Origin of the sequence: Paenibacillus sp. Soil750, assembly GCF_001428045.1 — a bacterium.
Classification (GTDB): Bacteria; Bacillota; Bacilli; order Paenibacillales; family NBRC-103111; genus Paenibacillus_E; species Paenibacillus_E allorhizoplanae.
This window is the reverse complement of sequence record NZ_LMSD01000002.1, coordinates 56,225-75,755: the sequence shown is the minus strand read 5'-3', so window position 1 is coordinate 75,755 and position 19,531 is coordinate 56,225. Positions and strand designations below refer to the sequence as shown.

The 19,531-nt window shown below is 46.6% G+C and carries 8 protein-coding genes; 6 read left to right on the top strand and 2 right to left on the bottom strand.

Going from position 1 to position 19,531, the window contains the following annotated elements:
* Positions 1–263: 263 nt before the first annotated feature.
* The 5 genes from addB (at position 264) to ASL11_RS03535 (ending at position 13,914) form a co-directional block, all read left to right on the top strand.
* Positions 264–3,794, top strand: coding sequence for a helicase-exonuclease AddAB subunit AddB (gene addB, locus ASL11_RS03555; protein WP_082595229.1), 3,531 nt, complete (start codon positions 264–266; stop codon positions 3,792–3,794).
* A 21-nt stretch (positions 3,795–3,815) separates the two neighbouring features.
* Positions 3,816–7,778: a helicase-exonuclease AddAB subunit AddA gene (gene addA / locus ASL11_RS03550; RefSeq protein ID WP_056609757.1), complete on the top strand. Its 3,963-nt coding sequence runs from the start codon at positions 3,816–3,818 to the stop codon at positions 7,776–7,778.
* Positions 7,779–7,823: 45 nt separating this feature from the next.
* Complete coding sequence (locus tag ASL11_RS03545) at positions 7,824–9,005, top strand: exonuclease SbcCD subunit D (RefSeq protein WP_056609755.1); 1,182 nt, start codon at positions 7,824–7,826, stop codon at positions 9,003–9,005.
* Positions 9,006–9,106: 101 nt separating this feature from the next.
* Positions 9,107–12,589: an AAA family ATPase gene (locus ASL11_RS03540; RefSeq protein WP_056609753.1), complete on the top strand. Its 3,483-nt coding sequence runs from the start codon at positions 9,107–9,109 to the stop codon at positions 12,587–12,589.
* Between the two features lie 221 nt (positions 12,590–12,810).
* Positions 12,811–13,914 (top strand): hypothetical protein, encoded by a 1,104-nt coding sequence (locus ASL11_RS03535; protein ID WP_063795469.1) that lies wholly within the window; start codon positions 12,811–12,813, stop codon positions 13,912–13,914.
* Between the two features lie 114 nt (positions 13,915–14,028).
* Here the strand turns inward: ASL11_RS03535 and ASL11_RS03530 are convergent, their stop codons facing one another.
* Entirely contained in the window at positions 14,029–15,258 is a 1,230-nt protein-coding gene (locus ASL11_RS03530) for a CapA family protein (protein ID WP_235550362.1), read from the bottom strand.
* A gap of 253 nt (positions 15,259–15,511) precedes the next feature.
* Between ASL11_RS03530 and ASL11_RS03525 the strand changes: the two genes are divergently transcribed.
* A complete protein-coding gene (locus ASL11_RS03525; protein WP_235550370.1) occupies positions 15,512–17,449 on the top strand; it encodes a stalk domain-containing protein in 1,938 nt (645 codons plus the stop codon).
* A gap of 83 nt (positions 17,450–17,532) precedes the next feature.
* On the opposite strand, the gene ASL11_RS03520 is transcribed toward ASL11_RS03525, so the two are convergent.
* Positions 17,533–19,455, bottom strand: a complete 1,923-nt coding sequence (locus tag ASL11_RS03520; RefSeq protein WP_056609749.1) for an FAD-dependent oxidoreductase — start codon at positions 19,453–19,455, stop codon at positions 17,533–17,535.
* Positions 19,456–19,531 lie beyond the last annotated feature (76 nt).

The window sequence follows — 19,531 nt, the reverse complement described above, 5'->3', positions numbered from 1 at the left end:
ATCGACGTCAAGCTAATGTTGTGTAGAGTTGTGAAAGGCGTGTATCAGATAGTTTTCATAGCGTATCCCTTTTTGTTTTTTGCGTTCCATGCTATACTAATAGAATGTATGTTCGTAAATGGTTCCGCCAATTAAACCCCTTAGATCCTCCTCCATCATCTACCACGCCGACTCACAACCAAAAATATGCTAGAATAGAGAGATAGAATACGAGAATTGCTTACGAAGCAAGCTTTCCGACGGAAAGTGTTAGGAGGCCTTGAATGTCCATTCGATTCGTGATTGGTAGAGCCGGAAGCGGCAAGAGTGAACGTTGTCTGACTGAAATGAAGCAGCAGCTGGCATCGGCGCCCGAAGGTGATCCGTTGATTTTGCTTGTTCCTGAACAAGCTACATTTCAAGCTGAGCATGCACTAGTATCGGATCCAAGTATTCGTGGGATGATCCGCGCGCAAGTATTAAGCTTTCACCGTTTAGCTTGGCGTGTCATGCAAGAAGAAGGCGGGACAGCTCGGCTGCCTATTGATGATACAGGAAAGAAACTGCTGTTAACGAGCATTTTACATAAATACAAGGATAAACTCCGACTCTTTGGTCATTCTGCTGAGCAAATGGGCTTTGTTGACCGATTGAATCAGCTCTTTACGGAAATGAAACGCTATTGTGTGACGGCTGAACAGCTGGAAACGCATGAAAATAAACGAGTAACTAATCTGGGTGAACACGGTTTACTGAGGGACAAAATGCATGATATTCAGCTGGTGTATCGTCAATTTGAGGCAGAGCTTGCGAGGCAGTATTTGGACGGTGAGGATTACTTAACGCTACTCGCAGAGCAAGTTCAAAGCTCAGTTTATTTGCGTTCAGCATCAGTCTGGATTGATGGATTTCATGGCTTTACACCGCAAGAATTCAAAGTGATTGGTGCGCTATTTGCTGCTTGTAAGCAAGTAACGATTACATTATGTCTGGATCGCGAACTGCAGGCGGGGGATACACCGGATGAATTGGATTTATTTCATCCCACAGCTACGACGATGGTACGTTTACAGGATTTGATATGGCAACTGGGTCTTGGTGCGGCTGAAGTTCTTCTTCTCGGTCAAGAGCGTTCACCGCGATACGAGGATAGTCCTGCGCTTGCCTATTTGGAGCAGAATTTTGACCGTCGAATCGGTGGCGGAGCTCCGAAATATAAGCCTTCTCCAGGAGAGAAGATTGGCGACCAGCTCGTCATTAGGGAAGCCGTTCATCGTCGCGCAGAAGTTGAGGGTGCAGTGCGTGATATGCTTCAGCTAGTTCGAGAACATGGTGTGCGTTGGCGTGAAATGGCTATCATGGTACGGAATATGGAAGGATATCAAGATCTGTTAAACATGGTACTAACGGATTATGAGATCCCGCACTTTTTCGATCAGAAGCGTTCGGTGCTGCATCATCCACTCGTGGAATTCATTCGCTCTGCGCTCGAGGTTATACAGCATAATTGGCATTATGATGCCGTTTTCCGTTGTATCAAAACGGACTTACTGCTGCCTCTTGATGCGACAACGCAAAGGACTGAGCTAGATAAATTAGAGAATTATGTACTTGCATTCGGGATTCAAGGTTATAGATGGACGGATGGCAAGCCATGGTCGTATAAGTTTCGTGCCAATTTGGAGCAAGCAGAAGATGGGATAAATGAACAAACCGCGGAGCTTCAAGCTTTAAATACGAGCAAATCGTGGGTCGTTGGTCCCTTGTTGGCGTTATCCAATCGCCTTACACAAGCGCGTACGGTAAAATATCAGGTCGAAGCGGTTTATGAGTTATTGGTAACCGTTCAGGCGCCAGAGAAGTTAGAAGCGTGGACGCAGCAAGCAACACTTGATGGAAAGCCAGAAAAGGCTCGCGAGCACGGTCAAATGTGGAACAGTGTCATGGATATGCTTGATCAATTGGTAGAAACCATGGGCGATGATGAACTTTCCTTAGAGCTGTTTAACGGACTGATTGAAACAGGGATGGAAAGCATGAAGCTGGGGTTAGTTCCGCCATCGATGGATCAATTGCTGATCGGAAGTATGGATCGAACTCGCTCAAGCGGGATTCGGTATGCGTATATATTAGGTGTGAATGACGGGGTTATTCCTGCGCAGATGGCTGAAAAAGGTGTGCTCACAGAAGCGGAACGTAGTGTTCTCATGGACTCTGGATTACCAATGGCGGATGGAAGCCGTCGTAAGCTGTTAGATGAGCAATTTATCGTTTATACATCGTTGACTGTGCCAGGTAAGAGGCTTTGGATGAGTTATCCATTAGCAGATGAAGAGGGGAAATCCTTATTGCCTTCGGAGCTGATCAGACAGATGCGACAGCTGTTCCCAGGAACGGAAGAACCTCTGCTTCTTGCCGAACCTTCAGCGGAAGCCCCTGAAAGTGAGCAAGCTGCCTATCTGTCGCATCCGACACAGGCGATCTCCTATTTGGCTGTACGCATGAAGCATTGGATGCTAGGTGGCCGTATTTCAGAGCTATGGTGGGATGCGTACAATTGGTACGCGGAACAACCCGCTTGGCAGATGAAACTACAATCGCTGGTTCTGGCGTTGCAATATACAAACAAAGAGAAGGGGCTTTCCACTTCTACTAGCAAACTGTTATATGGGCAGCACTTACGTGCCAGCGTTTCGCGCATGGAAAAGTATGTGGCTTGTCCGTTCTCGCATTTCATTTCTCATGGCTTAAGGCTGCAAGAACGTCGCGTATATCGTTTGGATGCTCCGGATATTGGTCAATTGTTCCACGCAGCATTGAATCAGTTCGTTCAGAAGCTGCAGCAGGACCAGCTAGATTGGGGTTCGCTTTCCGCAGAGCAGTGTATGGAGAGGTCTGCACAAGTTGTGGACGAGCTCGCACCTAGACTCCAAGGAGAAATTCTCCTTAGTTCAAGTCGTTACGCTTATATAGCTCGGAAACTTAAGCAAGTGGTTGGTAGGGCGGCTGTTATTCTCGGTGAACACGCCAAACATGGTCAATTTCAGCCCCTTGGATTGGAGATTGATTTTGGACCAGGTAAGGATTTGCCGTCGTTGACGTTTGAATTGGAAAACGGTTGTACGATGGAGATTATAGGCCGAATCGACCGGGTAGATCGAGCGGATGGTGAGAACGGTGTGCTTTTACGAGTCATTGACTACAAATCCAGTCAAACAGCTTTGCAGCTCTCCGAAGTGTACTACGGACTATCGTTACAGATGCTGACTTATTTGGACGTTATACTTACGCATGCAGAGACATGGCTTGGCGCCCAAGCGAAGCCGGCAGGTGTACTTTATTTCCATGTGCATAATCCGATGCTCCAACAAAAGAATGCTCTTGATCCTGCCTCTGTCGAAAAGGAGCTGCGTAAACGTTTCAAAATGAAGGGTTTGATTACGGCTGATGCTGAGATAGCTGGATTGATGGATGATGAGCTTATCCATAGCTCGGGGCATTCACAGCTCATCCCTGTTGCTTTAAAGAAAGATGGGAGTTTTTACTCGACTTCATCGGTAGCGACGGACGAGCAGTGGGATACGCTGCGGACCTATGTACGCAAACAAGTAAAGCAAATTGGTACGAACATTACGGACGGACACGTTGATATTGCTCCATATCGGTTAGGGAAAAAATCTGCCTGTCAGCATTGCTCGTATACGTCGATTTGTCAAATAGATCCCTTATTTGAAGGAAATGAAATCCAAGTCTTTCGACCACGTGCGAAGGATCAGGTTTGGACGGAGTTGGCTGCACAGGCAAGCCAGTCGTGAAGGTAGAAAGGAGCGTACAAGGTGACACATCAGCAAGAACCTAAGCCTATCGGTAGTACATGGACGGACGATCAATGGGACGCGATAACCCTTAAGGGGCAGAATATGCTGGTTGCCGCTGCTGCGGGCTCTGGCAAGACAGCCGTACTCGTAGAACGAATCATTCGACGGATCTCCAATGAGTGGGAGCCAATTGATGTAGACCGATTACTCGTTGCTACCTTTACGAAGGCAGCAGCTTCAGAAATGAAGCATCGGATTCGAGAAGCACTTGAGAAGGAACTCATGAAACAGCCGCATTCCCAGCATCTGCGAAAGCAACTTGCACTCATGGGTAAAGCGTCCATTACTACGCTGCATTCCTTTTGTTTAGAGGTTGTACAACGGTATTTTAGTCTTATCCAGTTAGACCCTGGCTTTCGGATAGCGAATGAAACAGAAGCTGAATTGCTTCGTCAAGATTTGCTTGGAGAGATGCTTGAAGAATATTACGCGGAAAGTAATGAGAACAGTGCGTTTTGGCAATTGGTAGACTCCTTCAGTGGTGAACGTAACGATAGCGCGATTATGCAGCTCATTCAGAAGCTATACGATGTATCTCGCAGTCATCCTTGGCCAGAGCATTGGTTAAGAGGAACAGCTTCTATGTTCGGTCCGCGAGCAGATCAAGCTGACCAAGTGAGTGTGGGTGAGGCAAACGCAATAGTTGAAGAGGCCCTGCCTTTTGTTGCCGCGGCATCTGCACCAGTGGATTATTCACTTTGGGAGCAAAGTCTTATTCGTGATCTTTCCCTTGAACTAGAGGGGGCAGCGGACTTGCTAGGACAAGCCATGTATATTGCTGAATCCCCGGGAGGACCTGCTCCTTATATCGATAATCTTCGTGATGATTTATTGCTCGTTCAGAATTTACTGGAAACAACGACATATCCCTGGTCCGTCTTGTATCTTGGTTTTCAAACGGTAGAGTTCGGCAAGCTCAAAGCCTGTAAAGGCGATGATTTTGATAAAGGACTACAAGAAGAAGTTAAAGAACTACGGAACAAGGCGAAGGATCAAATTAACAAATTAAAAGAAGAATTGTTCGGACGGACACCAGAGCAATTTCATCAAGAAATTGCAGAAATGGCTCCTTTATTGCATGTCCTTGTCGATCTTATCGTTGATTTTGGCAAAAGATATCAAGCTGCTAAAGCAGCGAAGGGTCTGATTGACTTTGCTGATTTGGAGCATTACTGCTTGCAAATTCTTAGTGCACCTGGTTCCATGCCAGGTGAATTATACCCTTCAGAAGCTGCTCAAGCGTATCGGAAACAATTTGCTGAAGTGCTCCTGGATGAATACCAGGATACGAATCGTGTTCAAGAAGCCATTGTTGAGCTGATTTCAACAGCTAAGCCTGGGAATCGGTTTATGGTTGGCGATGTAAAGCAAAGTATTTATCGGTTTCGATTGGCAGAGCCAGGTCTGTTTTTAGAGAAATACAAAGCGTATCGATCTAACAAAGAGTTAACATCTGGTGGAGAAATGACCGGTGGAAGAATTGACTTAGCTAGAAATTTCCGAAGTCGTCTTCAAGTCGTCGATGCAGTTAACTTTATTTTCAAACAAATGATGAATGAAACTGTCGGTGAAATTGCTTATGATGAGCGTGCGGAACTGGTGTACGGAGCTGGGTATCCGCCTTCCGCATCCGATTGTTCTGTGGAAATGCTGATCATAGACCGTGCGAAAGACGGAGCCGACAAAAGCGATACATTCGTGGAAGAATCGGAAGAAAATGGGGACGAATCGAACGTTGATGGTGCTGAAAGCGGGACTGATCCTGCCTTGGAAGCAGAAGAGCTGGAAACTGCGCAGTTGGAAGCACGTACCATTGCTCGTCAAATCAGGGGTTTATTAGGTGCTGAGAATCAAGAAGCTTTTCAGGTGTTTGATAAAAGAACTGGCGGCAATCGGCCGGTAACCTACAGGGATATCGTGATTTTACTCAGAGCAACCCAAGCGTGGTCTCCCATTATAATCGACGAGCTGAAGAAGCAGGGAATACCTGCTTATGCTGAGCTCAGCACAGGGTACTTCTCGGCAACCGAAGTCGAGACAATGCTCTCCTTATTGAAGGTCATCGACAATCCTTATCAGGACGTACCCTTGGCTGCTGTTTTGCGATCGCCGATGGTGGGGCTAACTGCTGAAGATTTAGCACAAATTCGAGTTGCGGATAAATCCGTAGCTTTCTATGAGTCTGTACTGCGGACTGCCGGGCAAAATACCCATAATGAGAATGAACAGTTGTCGATGAAATTGACTGTGTTTCTTGAACAATTAGAACAATGGCGAAATGACGCGAGGCAGGGCTCTCTTGCTGACTTAATCTGGCGTATCTTTAGACAAACCGGCTATTATGATTTCGCTGGCGGCCTGCCTGGCGGCATGCAAAGACAAGCCAATTTAAGGGCGCTCTATGATAGAGCTAGACAATACGAGAGTACATCCTTGCGTGGATTATTCCGGTTTTTACGATTTATTGAGCGGATGAAAGAAAGCGGTGGCGATCTTGGAACCGCGCGTGCGTTGGGTGAACAGGAAGACGTTGTACGAATTATGTCTATTCATAAGAGTAAGGGTCTGGAATTTCCTGTGGTATTCGTGGCGGGTATGACGAAAATGTTTAATCAACGCGATTTGAATGAGGCATTTTTATTGCATAAAGAGCTTGGCTTTGGACCGAGATTTGTAGACACGACGCTTCGTGTCAGTTACCCGACGTTACCTTCTCTTGCTATTAAAAAGAGGCTGAAACTAGAGCTTCTAGCTGAAGAAATGCGTGTTCTATATGTAGCTCTTACGAGAGCGCGCGAGAAGTTGTACCTATTAGGCACTGTGAAATCTCTTGATAAACTTTTGCGCGGATGGGGACGTCACTTATCAAGAGAGGCTTGGTACTTGCCTGATTTTGAGTTAGCGAAAGCGAAGAGCTATCTGGATTGGGTAGGACCGGCGTTGCTTCGTCATCCTGATGCAGTCTTGTGGCGAGAAAGACTTGGCATTAGTGAGATGTCTTCAGATGTACGTTTGCTGCGTGATTCCTCGCAATGGAAACTATCTATCATTACGCCAGAAAGCTTGCAGCAGTTGGATGTTTTAGAAGATGCGGCTTTCGAGCCAGATCAAGATCGATTTATGGCCATTCAGCAACGAGAGGTTGTCACTACATCGGGGAAATGGAAAGATGCTTTAGATGAGCGTTTATCCTGGCAATATGATTTTCCAGGTGCACCTAAACATTTTGCCAAAACCACAGTTTCGGAGATGAAACGATTATCTGAAATCAACCGAATCGCAGATGAGTTGGAGTCACCGAACTCTGTGGATACCACATCTATACTGGGGCCTGCGTTAGAAACCAGTCAACAAGCTCCTTCGATATGGCGTAGACCGAGATTTATGGAAGAGAAGAAGCTGACTGCGGCAGAGAAAGGGACTGTCGTTCATGCTGTTATGCAAAATATGTCCCTATCGGAATTGCCTACAGTGGCAAGTATCCAATCGACACTTCAGGAGATGTTGGACAAACAAACCATGACGCAGGAGCAGCGTGATGTGGTAGATATTCCTGTCATATTGAAGTTTTTTGAGACGTCGGTTGGCAAAAGAATGCTTCAGTCACATCATGTTCAGCGTGAGGTTCCATTTAGCTATGGACTTCCTGCAGATGAGGTTTATTCGGAGACGGATCCATCAACGCTTGGTGAGACTGTACTTATTCAAGGGGTCATTGACTGTCTATTTGAAGATGAACTGGGACTCGTTCTCGTAGATTATAAAACAGATGCTGTTAGAGGAAGTACGGAATCAGAACTTCAACTACGCTATGAGAAGCAAATAGGCTTGTACGCACGAGCTGTGGAACATATCTGGAAACGTCCGATACACGGGAAATTCCTCTATTTCTTTGATGGTGCGAAGTTGGTGGAAATGTAGTCATAGAAAACGAAGGCCAAACCAGGGTTAGGAAGGAGATGAGACATGCGAATTTTACACACAGCGGATTGGCATTTTGGACGAGCCTTGGAAGGTCGAAGTCGGATGGATGAACAAATCGCGTTTATGGATGAATTGGTGCGCATCGTGGAAGATCAAGCCATTGATCTGGTGTTGATTGCAGGAGATATTTATGACAGTGTGAATCCTCCTGCTGCTGCGGAGCAGTTGTTTTATGAAGGCATTGCGAGATTAGCTGATGGCGGGAAAAGACATGTAGCGATTATTTCAGGCAATCATGATCATCCGGATCGACTTGCAGCTTCGGGTCCGCTTGCAGCAACGCAAGGAATCACCTTGATAGGTTTGCCAATTCAAGAAATTCAGTCGATTGGAATCGCGCGTACGGGTGAGCTTGCACGACTAATCGCTTTGCCGTATCCTTCGGAATCACGTTTGAAGGAGTTGTTGTCCGAGGTTGCGGAGGAAGAAGTGCTGCGCAGCAAATATTCGGAGCGAGTAGGGGCACTCATTCGCAAACAGGCAGCTTCCTTTGAAGCTAGTACAGTGAATTTGATTATGAGTCATCTGTATGTCCTTGGAGGGCATGAAACGGAGTCTGAGCGACCTATTCAAGTAGGCGGCGCTTATACGGTTGATACAACGGCATTGACAGCGGGAGCACAATACGTTGCGCTAGGCCATTTGCATCGTCCGCAAAATGTGAAGGCAGCATCACCCATTCGATATAGTGGATCGCCGTTAGCCTACAGCTTCTCGGAAGAGGGTCAAGCCAAATCGGTTACGATACTTGATCTTGCCCCTGGGCAGGTAGCCGAACCCAAGGAGATTTTCTTGAACTCCGGACGCCCTTTAGTGAGTTGGAAGGCAAAGGAAGGCATTGGGCAGGTTCATCAATGGTTAGATGAGCAACGGGATAGCACGGCATGGATCGATTTGGAGATTACGATGACATCGGCTATGTCCATTGAACAAATACAATCGTTACGTAAAGCGTACGAAGGATTCATTCACATTCGGCCCATCTATCCGGAAATGGAAGTTGTACGTTCGGCGATGCCGAGAGCAGCTTTTTCGATGGAAGAGCATTTCACACGCTTCTATGCGCGCCAAACAGGAGGCGCACAGCCTGAGCCTGCATTAGTTCAATTATTTTTGGAGCTGCTGCAAGAGAAAGATCTTGGGGATACCACTGGCGGCGATTAATTGAGCAGGGATGGATGTACGTGAACAGCTAGCAAGCAAATTGTTTTCCCCAACTAATGCTTGTGGATAACTTTGTGATGTGAATGAAAGGAGGAAATTAATTGCGTCCAATTCAGTTACAGATGTCAGGTTTGCAAAGCTATCGAGAGCTGCAAACGATCGATTTTAGCCAGCTCGTAGATGCGGGTGTGTTTGGTATTTTTGGACCAACAGGCAGCGGGAAATCATCGATCTTAGATGCGATAACGCTATCGCTCTATGGCAAAGTAGAAAGGGCAAGCGGTGGCACACAAGCGATCATGAATCATGCGGAGCAAACGCTGTTCGTTTCTTTTACATTTGAACTGACGAACGCATCGAGCACAGCGCGATACCGAGTAGAGCGGCAATTCAAGCGCGGAGCTGAAATGTCCATTAACGGAACGATTTCACGTCTCTTACATATACGCGATAACGAAACGATTGTGCTGGCGGATAAGGCAGGCGAAGTCAATCAACAGGTCCAGAATATACTCGGTCTGTCTATGCAGGATTTTACAAGAGCAGTCGTGCTCCCGCAAGGAAAGTTCGCAGAGTTTTTGACTTTGACAGGCAAAGATCGCAGGCAAATGCTGCAACGTCTTTTCCATCTTGAAACCTATGGGGATCAATTAAGCTCAAAAGTCAGCTCTAAAGTAAAAGAAACGGACAGTGCCGTTAAACAGCTTGCTGCTGAACAGCAGGGCTTGGGCGATGCGACCACAGCAGCTTTGGAGGAAGCGAATAGAAGACTTCTTGAAACGGAACAAGAGGCGGTTCGAAGTCGACTTCATTTGGAGCAACAGGAGAAGGCCTACGAAGAAAACAAACAAGTCTATCAATGGATAAAGGAATCGGAAGGTATTGAACAAGAGCAGCGAAAGCATCATGAACAAGAAGAACTTATTGCTGAAAAAGAACAGATCCTAAAGCTGGCTGAACAAGCGGAGCGGGTTATACCCTACTTGGATCAACATAAACTGGCTGCTAAAGATGTGTTGTCAAGCAAAGCACTTCTTGAAACGGCAACGTTATCCCTGGCCAGCTCGGAAACTGATTTTCAGCGAGCATCGCTTGCTTTTGATAAAGCGGGGCAGGATCTAGTCGCACAAGAAGGGCCATTATTGCTGCGTTTGGATCAATTGGAACAAGCGCTTGTGATAGGACAGGAGCTCGAACAAGTACAGTCGCAAATTCAAGCAGCACAAACACAAGAAGCTGAAGTGAAATCAGCCTTATTAAGTTTGCGTGCGGATATGTCGAAAGCGCATGAAACGAAGCAAAAAGCGGTTGCCAAACAAACAGAACTGAAAGCTCAATTAAAACTGGTTGAGACGGATGCTGCGAAGAGGCAACAATTGCAATACGCTGTGCAGGAGAAAAAGGCTATACTTCTTCTTCAGGCTCAAGAGCTAGAAGCACAACGAAACAAAGTTGACAAAGTGAATGCATGTAACACTGTGGAGCAATCGAGAGCATTGATTTTGGACAAACAGAGAGTGTTGTATGCTCGGTTTTTAAGTTGGTTTGAAGCTAGTGCTTCGATTGAATGGCAATTACAGAAACAACAAGGCTTATTTACAGCTTTCTCGACTGGTCTGCAAGGGTGGTTGGAAGAGCAAAGAAAGCAATTGAAGCATCAAGAACGTCATGCCTTGGCTGCTTTGTTGGCTTCAGAATTGGAAATGGGAGAATCGTGCCCCGTGTGTGGTGCTCTAGAGCATCCAGCGCTGCATAAGAGTAGCGTAAACGCAGAGGATTCGGATAAGAACAGCGTTTCTGAAAACTTACTGCATCAAATCGAACCGTACTTGCAGCAAGCGAAAGAAAGTCAGTATCAAGGGTTGCAACTCATTCGAAGTATGGCGGATCAACATAAGCAGGCTGCAGCTTTGAGTTTCCCTGATGAAGCGATAAGTAAACAAATAGAAGAAGTTGCTGGCCGGGACCTTGCGCTTCAAGAAGCTGCAGCAGGTCAAGAAATCGGTGATCAAGTAAGTCCACTTAGTTCGCTTATGGTCATGAGCTTGGAAGATTGGAACAAGGCATGGGAGAGTGTGAATTCAGCTTCTCAAAACCTTGCTTCTCAAGTGGAAGCATCTGGGAAGGCATATGAACATTTGCTCAAAGAACACGTACAATTGACACAACAAGATTTAGTCCTAGGAGCGCAAGGGCAAGCGGCTGCTAGCTTGGTTGTAGAAGCTGAAGCTAGATTAAGTGGCCTGACGGCTGCTATCCAAGATCAAGTTCTCCAGTGGCAAGAGCGATTCGCAGAGCTGAGCTGGGAAATTGTTGAAGAACAACTCCAACAGATCCTGGATCATGAGCGGATGGCGGATGAGCTGCGTGGCCGAATTGAGAAAAGCATCCCTTTCCTCGAGGAGCTGCTCGTCAACATCGACAAGCTGCAACTTGCTGCGCAGGAGCGCGAGCGTACGGCTTTGCAGCTCCATGAGCGGCTGCAAGGGCTCGCGCTGCTCGCCGCCGACAAGTCGCGGCAGCTCGCTCTGCGCGCGCCTGGCGCGGCGGTGCCGCAGCTCATCGCGGAGGCGACCTCCGCGCTTGCACAGCTGCGGCAGCTCGCGCAGATGACCAAGCTCGCGCACGCTGCTGCGCAGCGCGAGCAGTCCCTGGCGGCGCAGCGCTACAGCGCCGCCACCGAAGCAGCTGCCGCCGCGGCGCGGCAGCTGGCGCAGACCGAGCGCGCGCTGGCCAGCGCGCTCGAGAAAGGCGGCTTCGCATCGCGCGAAGCCGCAGAGGCCGCGGCGCTGGCGCCTGAGCAGCGCCGCCAGTGGACGCAGCTCGCGGCGGAGCACCGCGAGCGCGAGCAGGCGCTGCGCGCCCAGCTGGCGCAGCTGGCAGCGAAGCTGCAGGGCCGCGTGCTGAGCGCGGCCGAATGGGCGCAGTCGCAGGCGCAGCTGAGCGACGCGAAGGCCGGCGCCGAGGCCGCGCTGGAAGCGCGCGCTAAGGCGGCGCAGGGCGCCAGCGAGCTCGCTGCGCGGCACTTGCGCTGGTGCGAGCTCGAAGCGCAGCGCGTTGAGCAGGCGACGCTGCTAGAACGGCTTGGCAAGCTGCAAGCCGTGCTCAAGGCGAATGCCTTCGTCGAGTACCTTGCCGAAGAGCAGTTAATGCAAGTAAGCCGCGCGGCATCTGAGCGACTGGGTGAGTTAACGCGTCGACGATATGGGATTGAGGTCGACTCTGGCGGTGGCTTCGTCATTCGTGACGATGCGAATGGTGGGGTGAAGCGACCAGTTGGCACGCTTTCTGGTGGGGAAACCTTCCTTACCTCGTTAGCATTAGCGTTAGCCTTGTCCGCTCAGATTCAGCTAAAAGGCGAATATCCTTTAGAGTTTTTCTTCCTCGATGAGGGCTTCGGCACACTGGACCAAGAGTTGCTAGACATGGTCATAGGAGCGCTAGAGAAGCTGCATACAGATCGATTAGCTGTGGGTGTCATCTCTCACGTACCCGAACTCCGTGCACGACTCGTACGTAAATTAATTGTTCAACCCGCAGAACCATCTGGCCGCGGGAGTCGTATTTCTCTTGAAGAACTTTAATTGAATTGTTCAATAAGTCTATTTTTGAACACGGAATAGTCGATGGAGCACAGCTTTCACTACGCTGCGCTCCTCATTTCTATCACCTAAATGAAGGCTAATGACCCGCTATCGGTCATTAGCCTTTTTTTTGTTTCCTGCCAGCTCCTTAGGTAAAGGCATCATGCCGAATCGTACAAGTTGGCATACACTGCACCAACATGACGAAAAGGGGAATGTGAATGGCAACATTTCATGAAGCACTGAAACATAAGAATCGTCTCTCGCCTGTATTATTGAAAAGGGCAGAGGTTATGGGCGTCGGCGTCGGATACGCAGATCCCAAAAAACCAACCGCGGGTGCGAGTGTCATTGTGTACACCAATCAAAAAATCATGCCATCAGGATTAAATAATTTGAAAAGCGTTGCTTCTAAATTAGGTTCGTCTGTTCCTGTGCGTTTTCTCTCTGCGGATTCTTTCAAAGCACATGTGTTAAAGGCTCCTAAACCCAAAGTGTACAAGGCAACTACTTTTCAAAGTAGAAATCGTCCAGTCCCTGGCGGGGTGAGCATTGGTAAGACGAATCCCTCCTCGACAGGGACTGCTGGTTTAATCGTAATCAAAAATAATCAACTTTACATCCTAAGTAACAACCATGTACTGATCAGAAATAATTCTTCTGCATTCTCCGAAACGGTTCAACCTGGTCCGGCAGATGGCGGAACATCGGGGGCTGATCGTGTAGGGAGAGCGTATCAATTTGTGCCATTACGTCCTGGTGAAGTTAATTTTCAGGATTCGTCTATTGCCCTTCCAACCTCAAACAGTCTATTAAACCCAAAATATTTACGCAGTGCATCGGGCGACTTAATTACAGTGCCAGGCCATCTTCTAAGCTATCCTGTTGGACTTCAAGTGTTTAAATCAGGTCGTACTTCAGGTGCTGTAAGAGGAACTGTGGAGTCTAATAATGTCGATGTGCGTGTTACTTATGGAGGCAGCTTAGGTACGCTGTTGTTTCGCAATCAGACTGTCATTGTAGGAACTTCGGGTCCCGTATCACTTCCAGGTGATTCAGGCTCTGTATGGCTCCGTTCCAGTGATCGCTATGCGGTAGCGCTTAATTTCGCTGGTCCAGCGGATGGCTCTCGTTCAATAAGTAATCCGATCGGTGTTGTTATGGCATCTTATGGGGTACGTACGGCTATTCCAGCTGCGGGTGGCACGTATACGGCAGGTAAAATAAAAGGAGCTGCACCTCATGGCGATGCCTCTTATGTACAGCCTTTGACGGCGCAACAACGGAAGCGTACAAGAGCTATTTTGGTAAAATCCCATAAATAAAATAAGTATTAGAACTGGAATTCCGAAGGCTATTCACATAAAACGAGGTGATCGCAATCCTTGTTTCTGTTTCATAGCCAGCGGCAGTTCCATTTACATAGTTCCACGACTCAATCATTTACTGGCGATCCCGATTTCTGGTCGAATCGTCTGCCCCTCGAGTGCCACCCCATAAGAGATAGATTTCAAATAAGCTAATTGCTTTTCTTCGTACACGGAACCTTTGGGGACGATTTGATTTTTTTCAATGTAAAAAGGTTGAAACGACATCTCGATTTGTTCTTCATCGAGCTTCAAATGGAGTAGACCTGTGTCCGCTTTGGGACCAGTGACATAGTCAGGGAATAGGAAATTACCGATCGAATAGGCAATGGGCTTGCCTTTGTAATATTCAAAACCTTGTAACACATGCACATGACTCCCGATGATGGCATCTGCACCTGCATCTATCATTTGTTTGGCAAATTCGCGCTGCCATACCTCAGGGCGATTATTCATCTCCACTCCCCAATGCAAATAGACAAGAACGTAATCGGCACTCTCGCGTTCCCGAGCAATCGCATCAAGCACTGGCTTTCGATCATAGGCCTGAGCAATACCAGGCTTGTTCTTACCTGCAAACCAATCCCCGGTTGGGATGAACCGAGAGAAGGCGAGAAATTTCACTGTTTTTCCTTTCACATTAACGCTCTTTGCTCGGTACGCCTCTTGTGCATTCAGACCACCTCCCACATAAAGCAGGCCAGCTTTATCTAGATGGGTAAGTGTGTCGAGAAACCCCTTCTGCAAGAAATCCATGGAATGATTATTGGCAACAGATACCATATCAAAACCAGCATTTTTCAAACCACTAAGGGATTCGGGATTCGATTTAAAATTATAGATCTGATTGGTATCCTTTTCATTCTCCAGGGTTACTGCCGTTTCAAGATTGACGAAAGAGAAATCAGCTTGTTCGATCTCGGATTGAATATGTAAGAAGGGATAATCAGGGCCATATCGGTTAATTGCTTCTTTGACTGACCAATCGAACATCGCATCGCCGGCATAAAGAATATGCAAGGGTTCTGGTCTGTCTTGTTTGGTTGGTGTTGGTTGTACATATACGACACTTGGAGAACTGTCAGTTTCGATTGTACCGAGAATAGAGGGAGGTGTTTGACTAATTTCTTCAATGTATCCTGTCGGTTTTGCCGTTGGTAAGGGTTCCAAAACGTGTTCGATGTTTACTTCCTGTGCAGATTCAGATGATCTTGATTCAATAGGGATGGACTTCATTCCAATGGACAAGGGGTTAAGTGTGGCTTCACAACCAACAAATAATGAACTTATACAAACTGCCAACAGGAGAACTACCCCTATATTTTTCATACGATGCAAACCCTTTCGCACTCTTTTTTCTATATTTTAACAATGGTTAATTGCAAAAGGGATCGAACCATCGTGTTGAAATCATGAAAATCGAGCCAACTTTATCTGAAAGGTAGGGGATTTTGTAATTTTTTTGAGGAATATGCTACTTTTCCGCTTCTGATAACGTATCAAGTACAAGCGAATATTTTAGAACACCTTGAAAGGGAGTATGTATCTCTTGAAAATGAATAAACGAATAGGAATTCTATCACTGGCTGTTAGTATTCTTGCAGCGGGTATCGCGGGATCTCCTGCACCAACTCGTGCGGACGTTGTATGGGATCATTGGACACAAGCAGAGTCGTTGCAAGCGTCTGGAAATTCCAAAGCAGCTGTACCCCATTGGGTATATCTGGCTGACTACTATGCAAGTGCAGGTGACTGGGAGAATGCGGCCCTTTTCAGTGGCAAATTAGACAAGTATTTTGACGATATCGGTGATTATGATCAAGCAATTCATTATTATGAGCAAGAAAATCAATATTGGGTCAATGCAGGGAAGGATTGGGGCGCTGTCAAATTGCAGCGTGCAGATCAAATTCGGACAACCGTTGAATTGTATCGAGAAGAAAATATCGAGAGCATCATTCAGGAGCGTTCCCAATCAGTTAGCTTACGCTTAGCTAAGTTTGAACCAGTCTACGGCACATATTTAGGTATGTATTCCGAGCAAGATCCTAAAGTCGGTAATACATTTACAAAAATGCAATCTGTCTATGGCAAAAAGCATGCGATTTACTTAGCTTATGCTCACTGGGGTCAAAGCTTTCCAGTCTCTTATGCGAAGCGTGCTAAAGATGCTGGCGGTGCCTTGCAAATCGCTTGGGAGCCAGACAATGGACTAGATCCTGTTACAGATGGAGCTTATTTACGGAGCTGGGCGAAAGAGGCGAAAGCCGCTGGAATTCCAATTTTTCTACGATTTGCAGGAGAAATGAACGGTGCATGGGTGAAATGGCATGGGAATCCTGCACAGTATATCGCGAAGTTTAGAATGCTTCATGATGTTTTTGCGACGGACGCGCCTAACGTGGCTATGGTATGGAGCCCGGGAGATGTACCGGCCAATGATATCGATCCCTACTATCCAGGTGATGCGTACGTGGACTGGGTTGGTGTCAGTTTATACATTGAGCCTTACGAAAATGGTGATCCATCACTGCCATCCATGCTTGCGACAAGCAACGTTGAAAGACTTACAAGATTGTACAACACCTATGCGGACCGTAAACCTTTGATGCTGAGTGAGACTGGCGTTCCACATTACTCACATTCGGCTGGTGAAGATTACACGGAATGGGCGAAGTTGAATCTACAGCGTTTGTATGAAATTATGCCTTACAAGTATCCAAGATTGAAAGCTATTACGTATTTTAATGTAGATCAGCAAATGAATAATGCGAAGAATGACTACTCGTTATCGACATCCTCTGATATTCAAACTTATTACAGCCAGTTGATCGCGAATCCTTATCTACTTTCTGAAGTGAAAGACGCAGCTAAACCAGCTGACCGTGTAGGTTATGTGCCGATCGATGCTGATCATCAAGCATTTACGAAACAGACGAGAATCATTCCTTTTATCAAAATACCTGAAGTGTACATTGGTAAAGTGGAGTATCTTCTGAATGGTCGAGTTATTGCTTCTCAAACGAGTTTACCTTACGGACTAGATCTTAAAGCTGGCGAGGTGCCAGAAGGCTCTGTTCTACAGCTGCGTGTCTTGAATAAATCCGGTCAACAAGTGGCGTTCCGCACGTTTGGAATTTCATCACAAGTTTCAGTGAATATCAATGGTACTGTACAGCAGTTTGAACAAGCCCCTGCCATTGTAAATGGATCGACATTTACGCCACTTCGAGCCATTTTCGAAGCAATGGGAGCTAAAGTTGATTATGAAGCGGCTACCCGTTCCGTCACGGCAACCAAAGGGAACACTACCGTAAAGCTGACACTTGACCAAAAAACGGTCTATGTGAATGGCAAGCCGATTGAATTGGAAGAACCAGCCAGACTAGTCAATGGCTACACACTTGCGCCTGCTAGATTCGTAGGTGAAACTTTTGGTGGGATCGTCAACTGGGATGGGGCAACTAGAACGGTGTCCATTACCAGCAAATAATTCGTAAATAAAAAGCTGCTTCAATTTCTGACGACAAGTCAGATCTTGAGCAGCTTTTTGTTTATTGTTTCATTTGTGCAAGATTATACGTTCTGCAAAGCTTGCTCCACTTCCTGTACGATGGATAAAGCCGCGCTGCGTGCACTCGAGAATGCGCGTTCAGCAAGCTCGCCTTTTCCTGTGCAGCCGTCTCCACAGAAGTAGAACGGAATATTTTCCACGCGAGTTGGCAAAAGTCGGTTGGTTGCAATATTTTTCACACTGGAAACCATCGCTTTCTTGGATACACGCTTAACCGCAGTGACATCGCGCCAGCCTGGGTAGTGCATGTCGAATAGGGCTTCCATTTGCGAGGTTTTATTGTCCAAATAGGCCTTGCGTTCCTCGTCGTTATCGAATTTATCACTTAGGTAAGCGATACCTTGCAGCAATTGTCCACCCTCTGGGACTAGTGTATGGTCTGTTGCAGAAACATCGCTGATGAATAGTTTATTATCCATGTCACTGATGTAACTGAATGGTCTAGCGACGACGCGGCTCAATCCAATATCATAAACCATAACTTCGGTTGCTGTATTGGACTCATATGGGGCAAGGAACGGCTCCCAAGCCGAACCTTTAAGTAGTTTTACTACTTGTTGTACCGGCATTGCGAAGATCACTTTATCAAACGCCATTTCACGTGTTTTCGTTTTTAATACAAATTTACGATCTTCATAACGAAGTCCGTCGACACCTTCCTGTAAGGCGATTTCCCACTTGCCAGAAGTGGTCAACTTTTGTTTGAGCTGATTTGTGATAACAGCCCAGCTGCCCAAGACATAATTAACAGGCTTACTAGACAAGAACAAGTTGTGATAATACTCGCTGATTACAGCGCCGGACACGTTGCGAGCATCCTCAGGCGTAATGAAGAAGTTGGAGCAAACCAAATGCTCCCATAGTTCTTTAACATCTTCATCTGCGTTAGATTCGGCAAGATAGTCGGCTAAGGTAGCGTAGTTCTTGATATTGTGGATATTAGCAATAATGGCCGCGATTTCGCCTACAAAGCGAACTTTTTGAATCGTGCTTAGCAAATCAGTTTTGAGTAAATTAATGGCATCCAGCGGTGCGGTTGTAAGTTGATTATGCTTCGCATAGACGACTTTCCGTTTATCTACTTGTTTAGATGAGAAGGAAAGACCAAGTTCACGTTCCATCGTAGTCAGTGTATGACGATCAATGCCGTAGATGGCATGCGCACCGTAGTTGAGCGTGAAACCTGCTTTTTCATACGTAAATGCTCGCCCTCCCAGCTGTGGACTGCGTTCAAATAGAATACCTTCTACGTGTGGATTTTCTGATAAATATGCGGCTGCTGTTAAACCAGCTAAACCTCCGCCGATAATGGCTACTTTCATTCGCTTTTCCTCCTTGGGGACGGGTTCTACCTGCAACGATGCGTAAGGTTCTTCAGAACGAAGTCCTACCCAAAGCCAGGCTAAGTTGTTTTTCATCATGGAGAGCAGGTCGGCATCATCTTGATTGCACCAAGTGAGAATCGTTCCGGTATACATGCATACAAGCAGTTCAATCTTTTTAGGCTCCGGGAGCCAGTGCATTAAGCTTTGTGTCAGGACTTTCAATTGCTGAAGTTCCTCTGATTTTACCGTGTCATTTTGTAAAGAAAGTGCCTGCAAACTACGAATTAGTCGTGGTGACATTTGAATATTCGACGATAAGTCTAAAAATAGACGATTAATATGACCTTCTAGCGATTGTACCTTCGAGGGAGGCTGTTTCACCCAATCCTGAATCAGTTGCGTTTGTTTACTGTATAGTGCTGAAATAATGGCATCTTTACTTTTGAAATAATGATAAAAGGTTCCTTTGGAGGTGCTGGTTGCTGCGATAATATCATCGACAGATACGTTCTCGTAGCCTTTCTCCATGAACATCGTTAAAGCAACTTCCATCATTACATCACGCTTTTTGCGGGTCGAGGCTCTCATGAATTGACTCATCCGCTCACTCCATTCAAACAATCCATTTACATTTATTATATGCAAAAATAGACTTGCAGTCTACAAGTGAATTGAC

Coding starts and splice junctions, on each gene's coding strand:
- addB (WP_082595229.1), top strand. CDS start 264: ATGTCCATTCGATTCGTGATTGGTAGAGCCGGAAGCGGCAAGAGTGAA.
- ASL11_RS03545 (WP_056609755.1), top strand. CDS start 7,824: ATGCGAATTTTACACACAGCGGATTGGCATTTTGGACGAGCCTTGGAA.
- ASL11_RS03535 (WP_063795469.1), top strand. CDS start 12,811: ATGGCAACATTTCATGAAGCACTGAAACATAAGAATCGTCTCTCGCCT.
- ASL11_RS03525 (WP_235550370.1), top strand. CDS start 15,512: ATGAATAAACGAATAGGAATTCTATCACTGGCTGTTAGTATTCTTGCA.
- ASL11_RS03520 (WP_056609749.1), bottom strand. CDS start 19,455: ATGAGTCAATTCATGAGAGCCTCGACCCGCAAAAAGCGTGATGTAATG.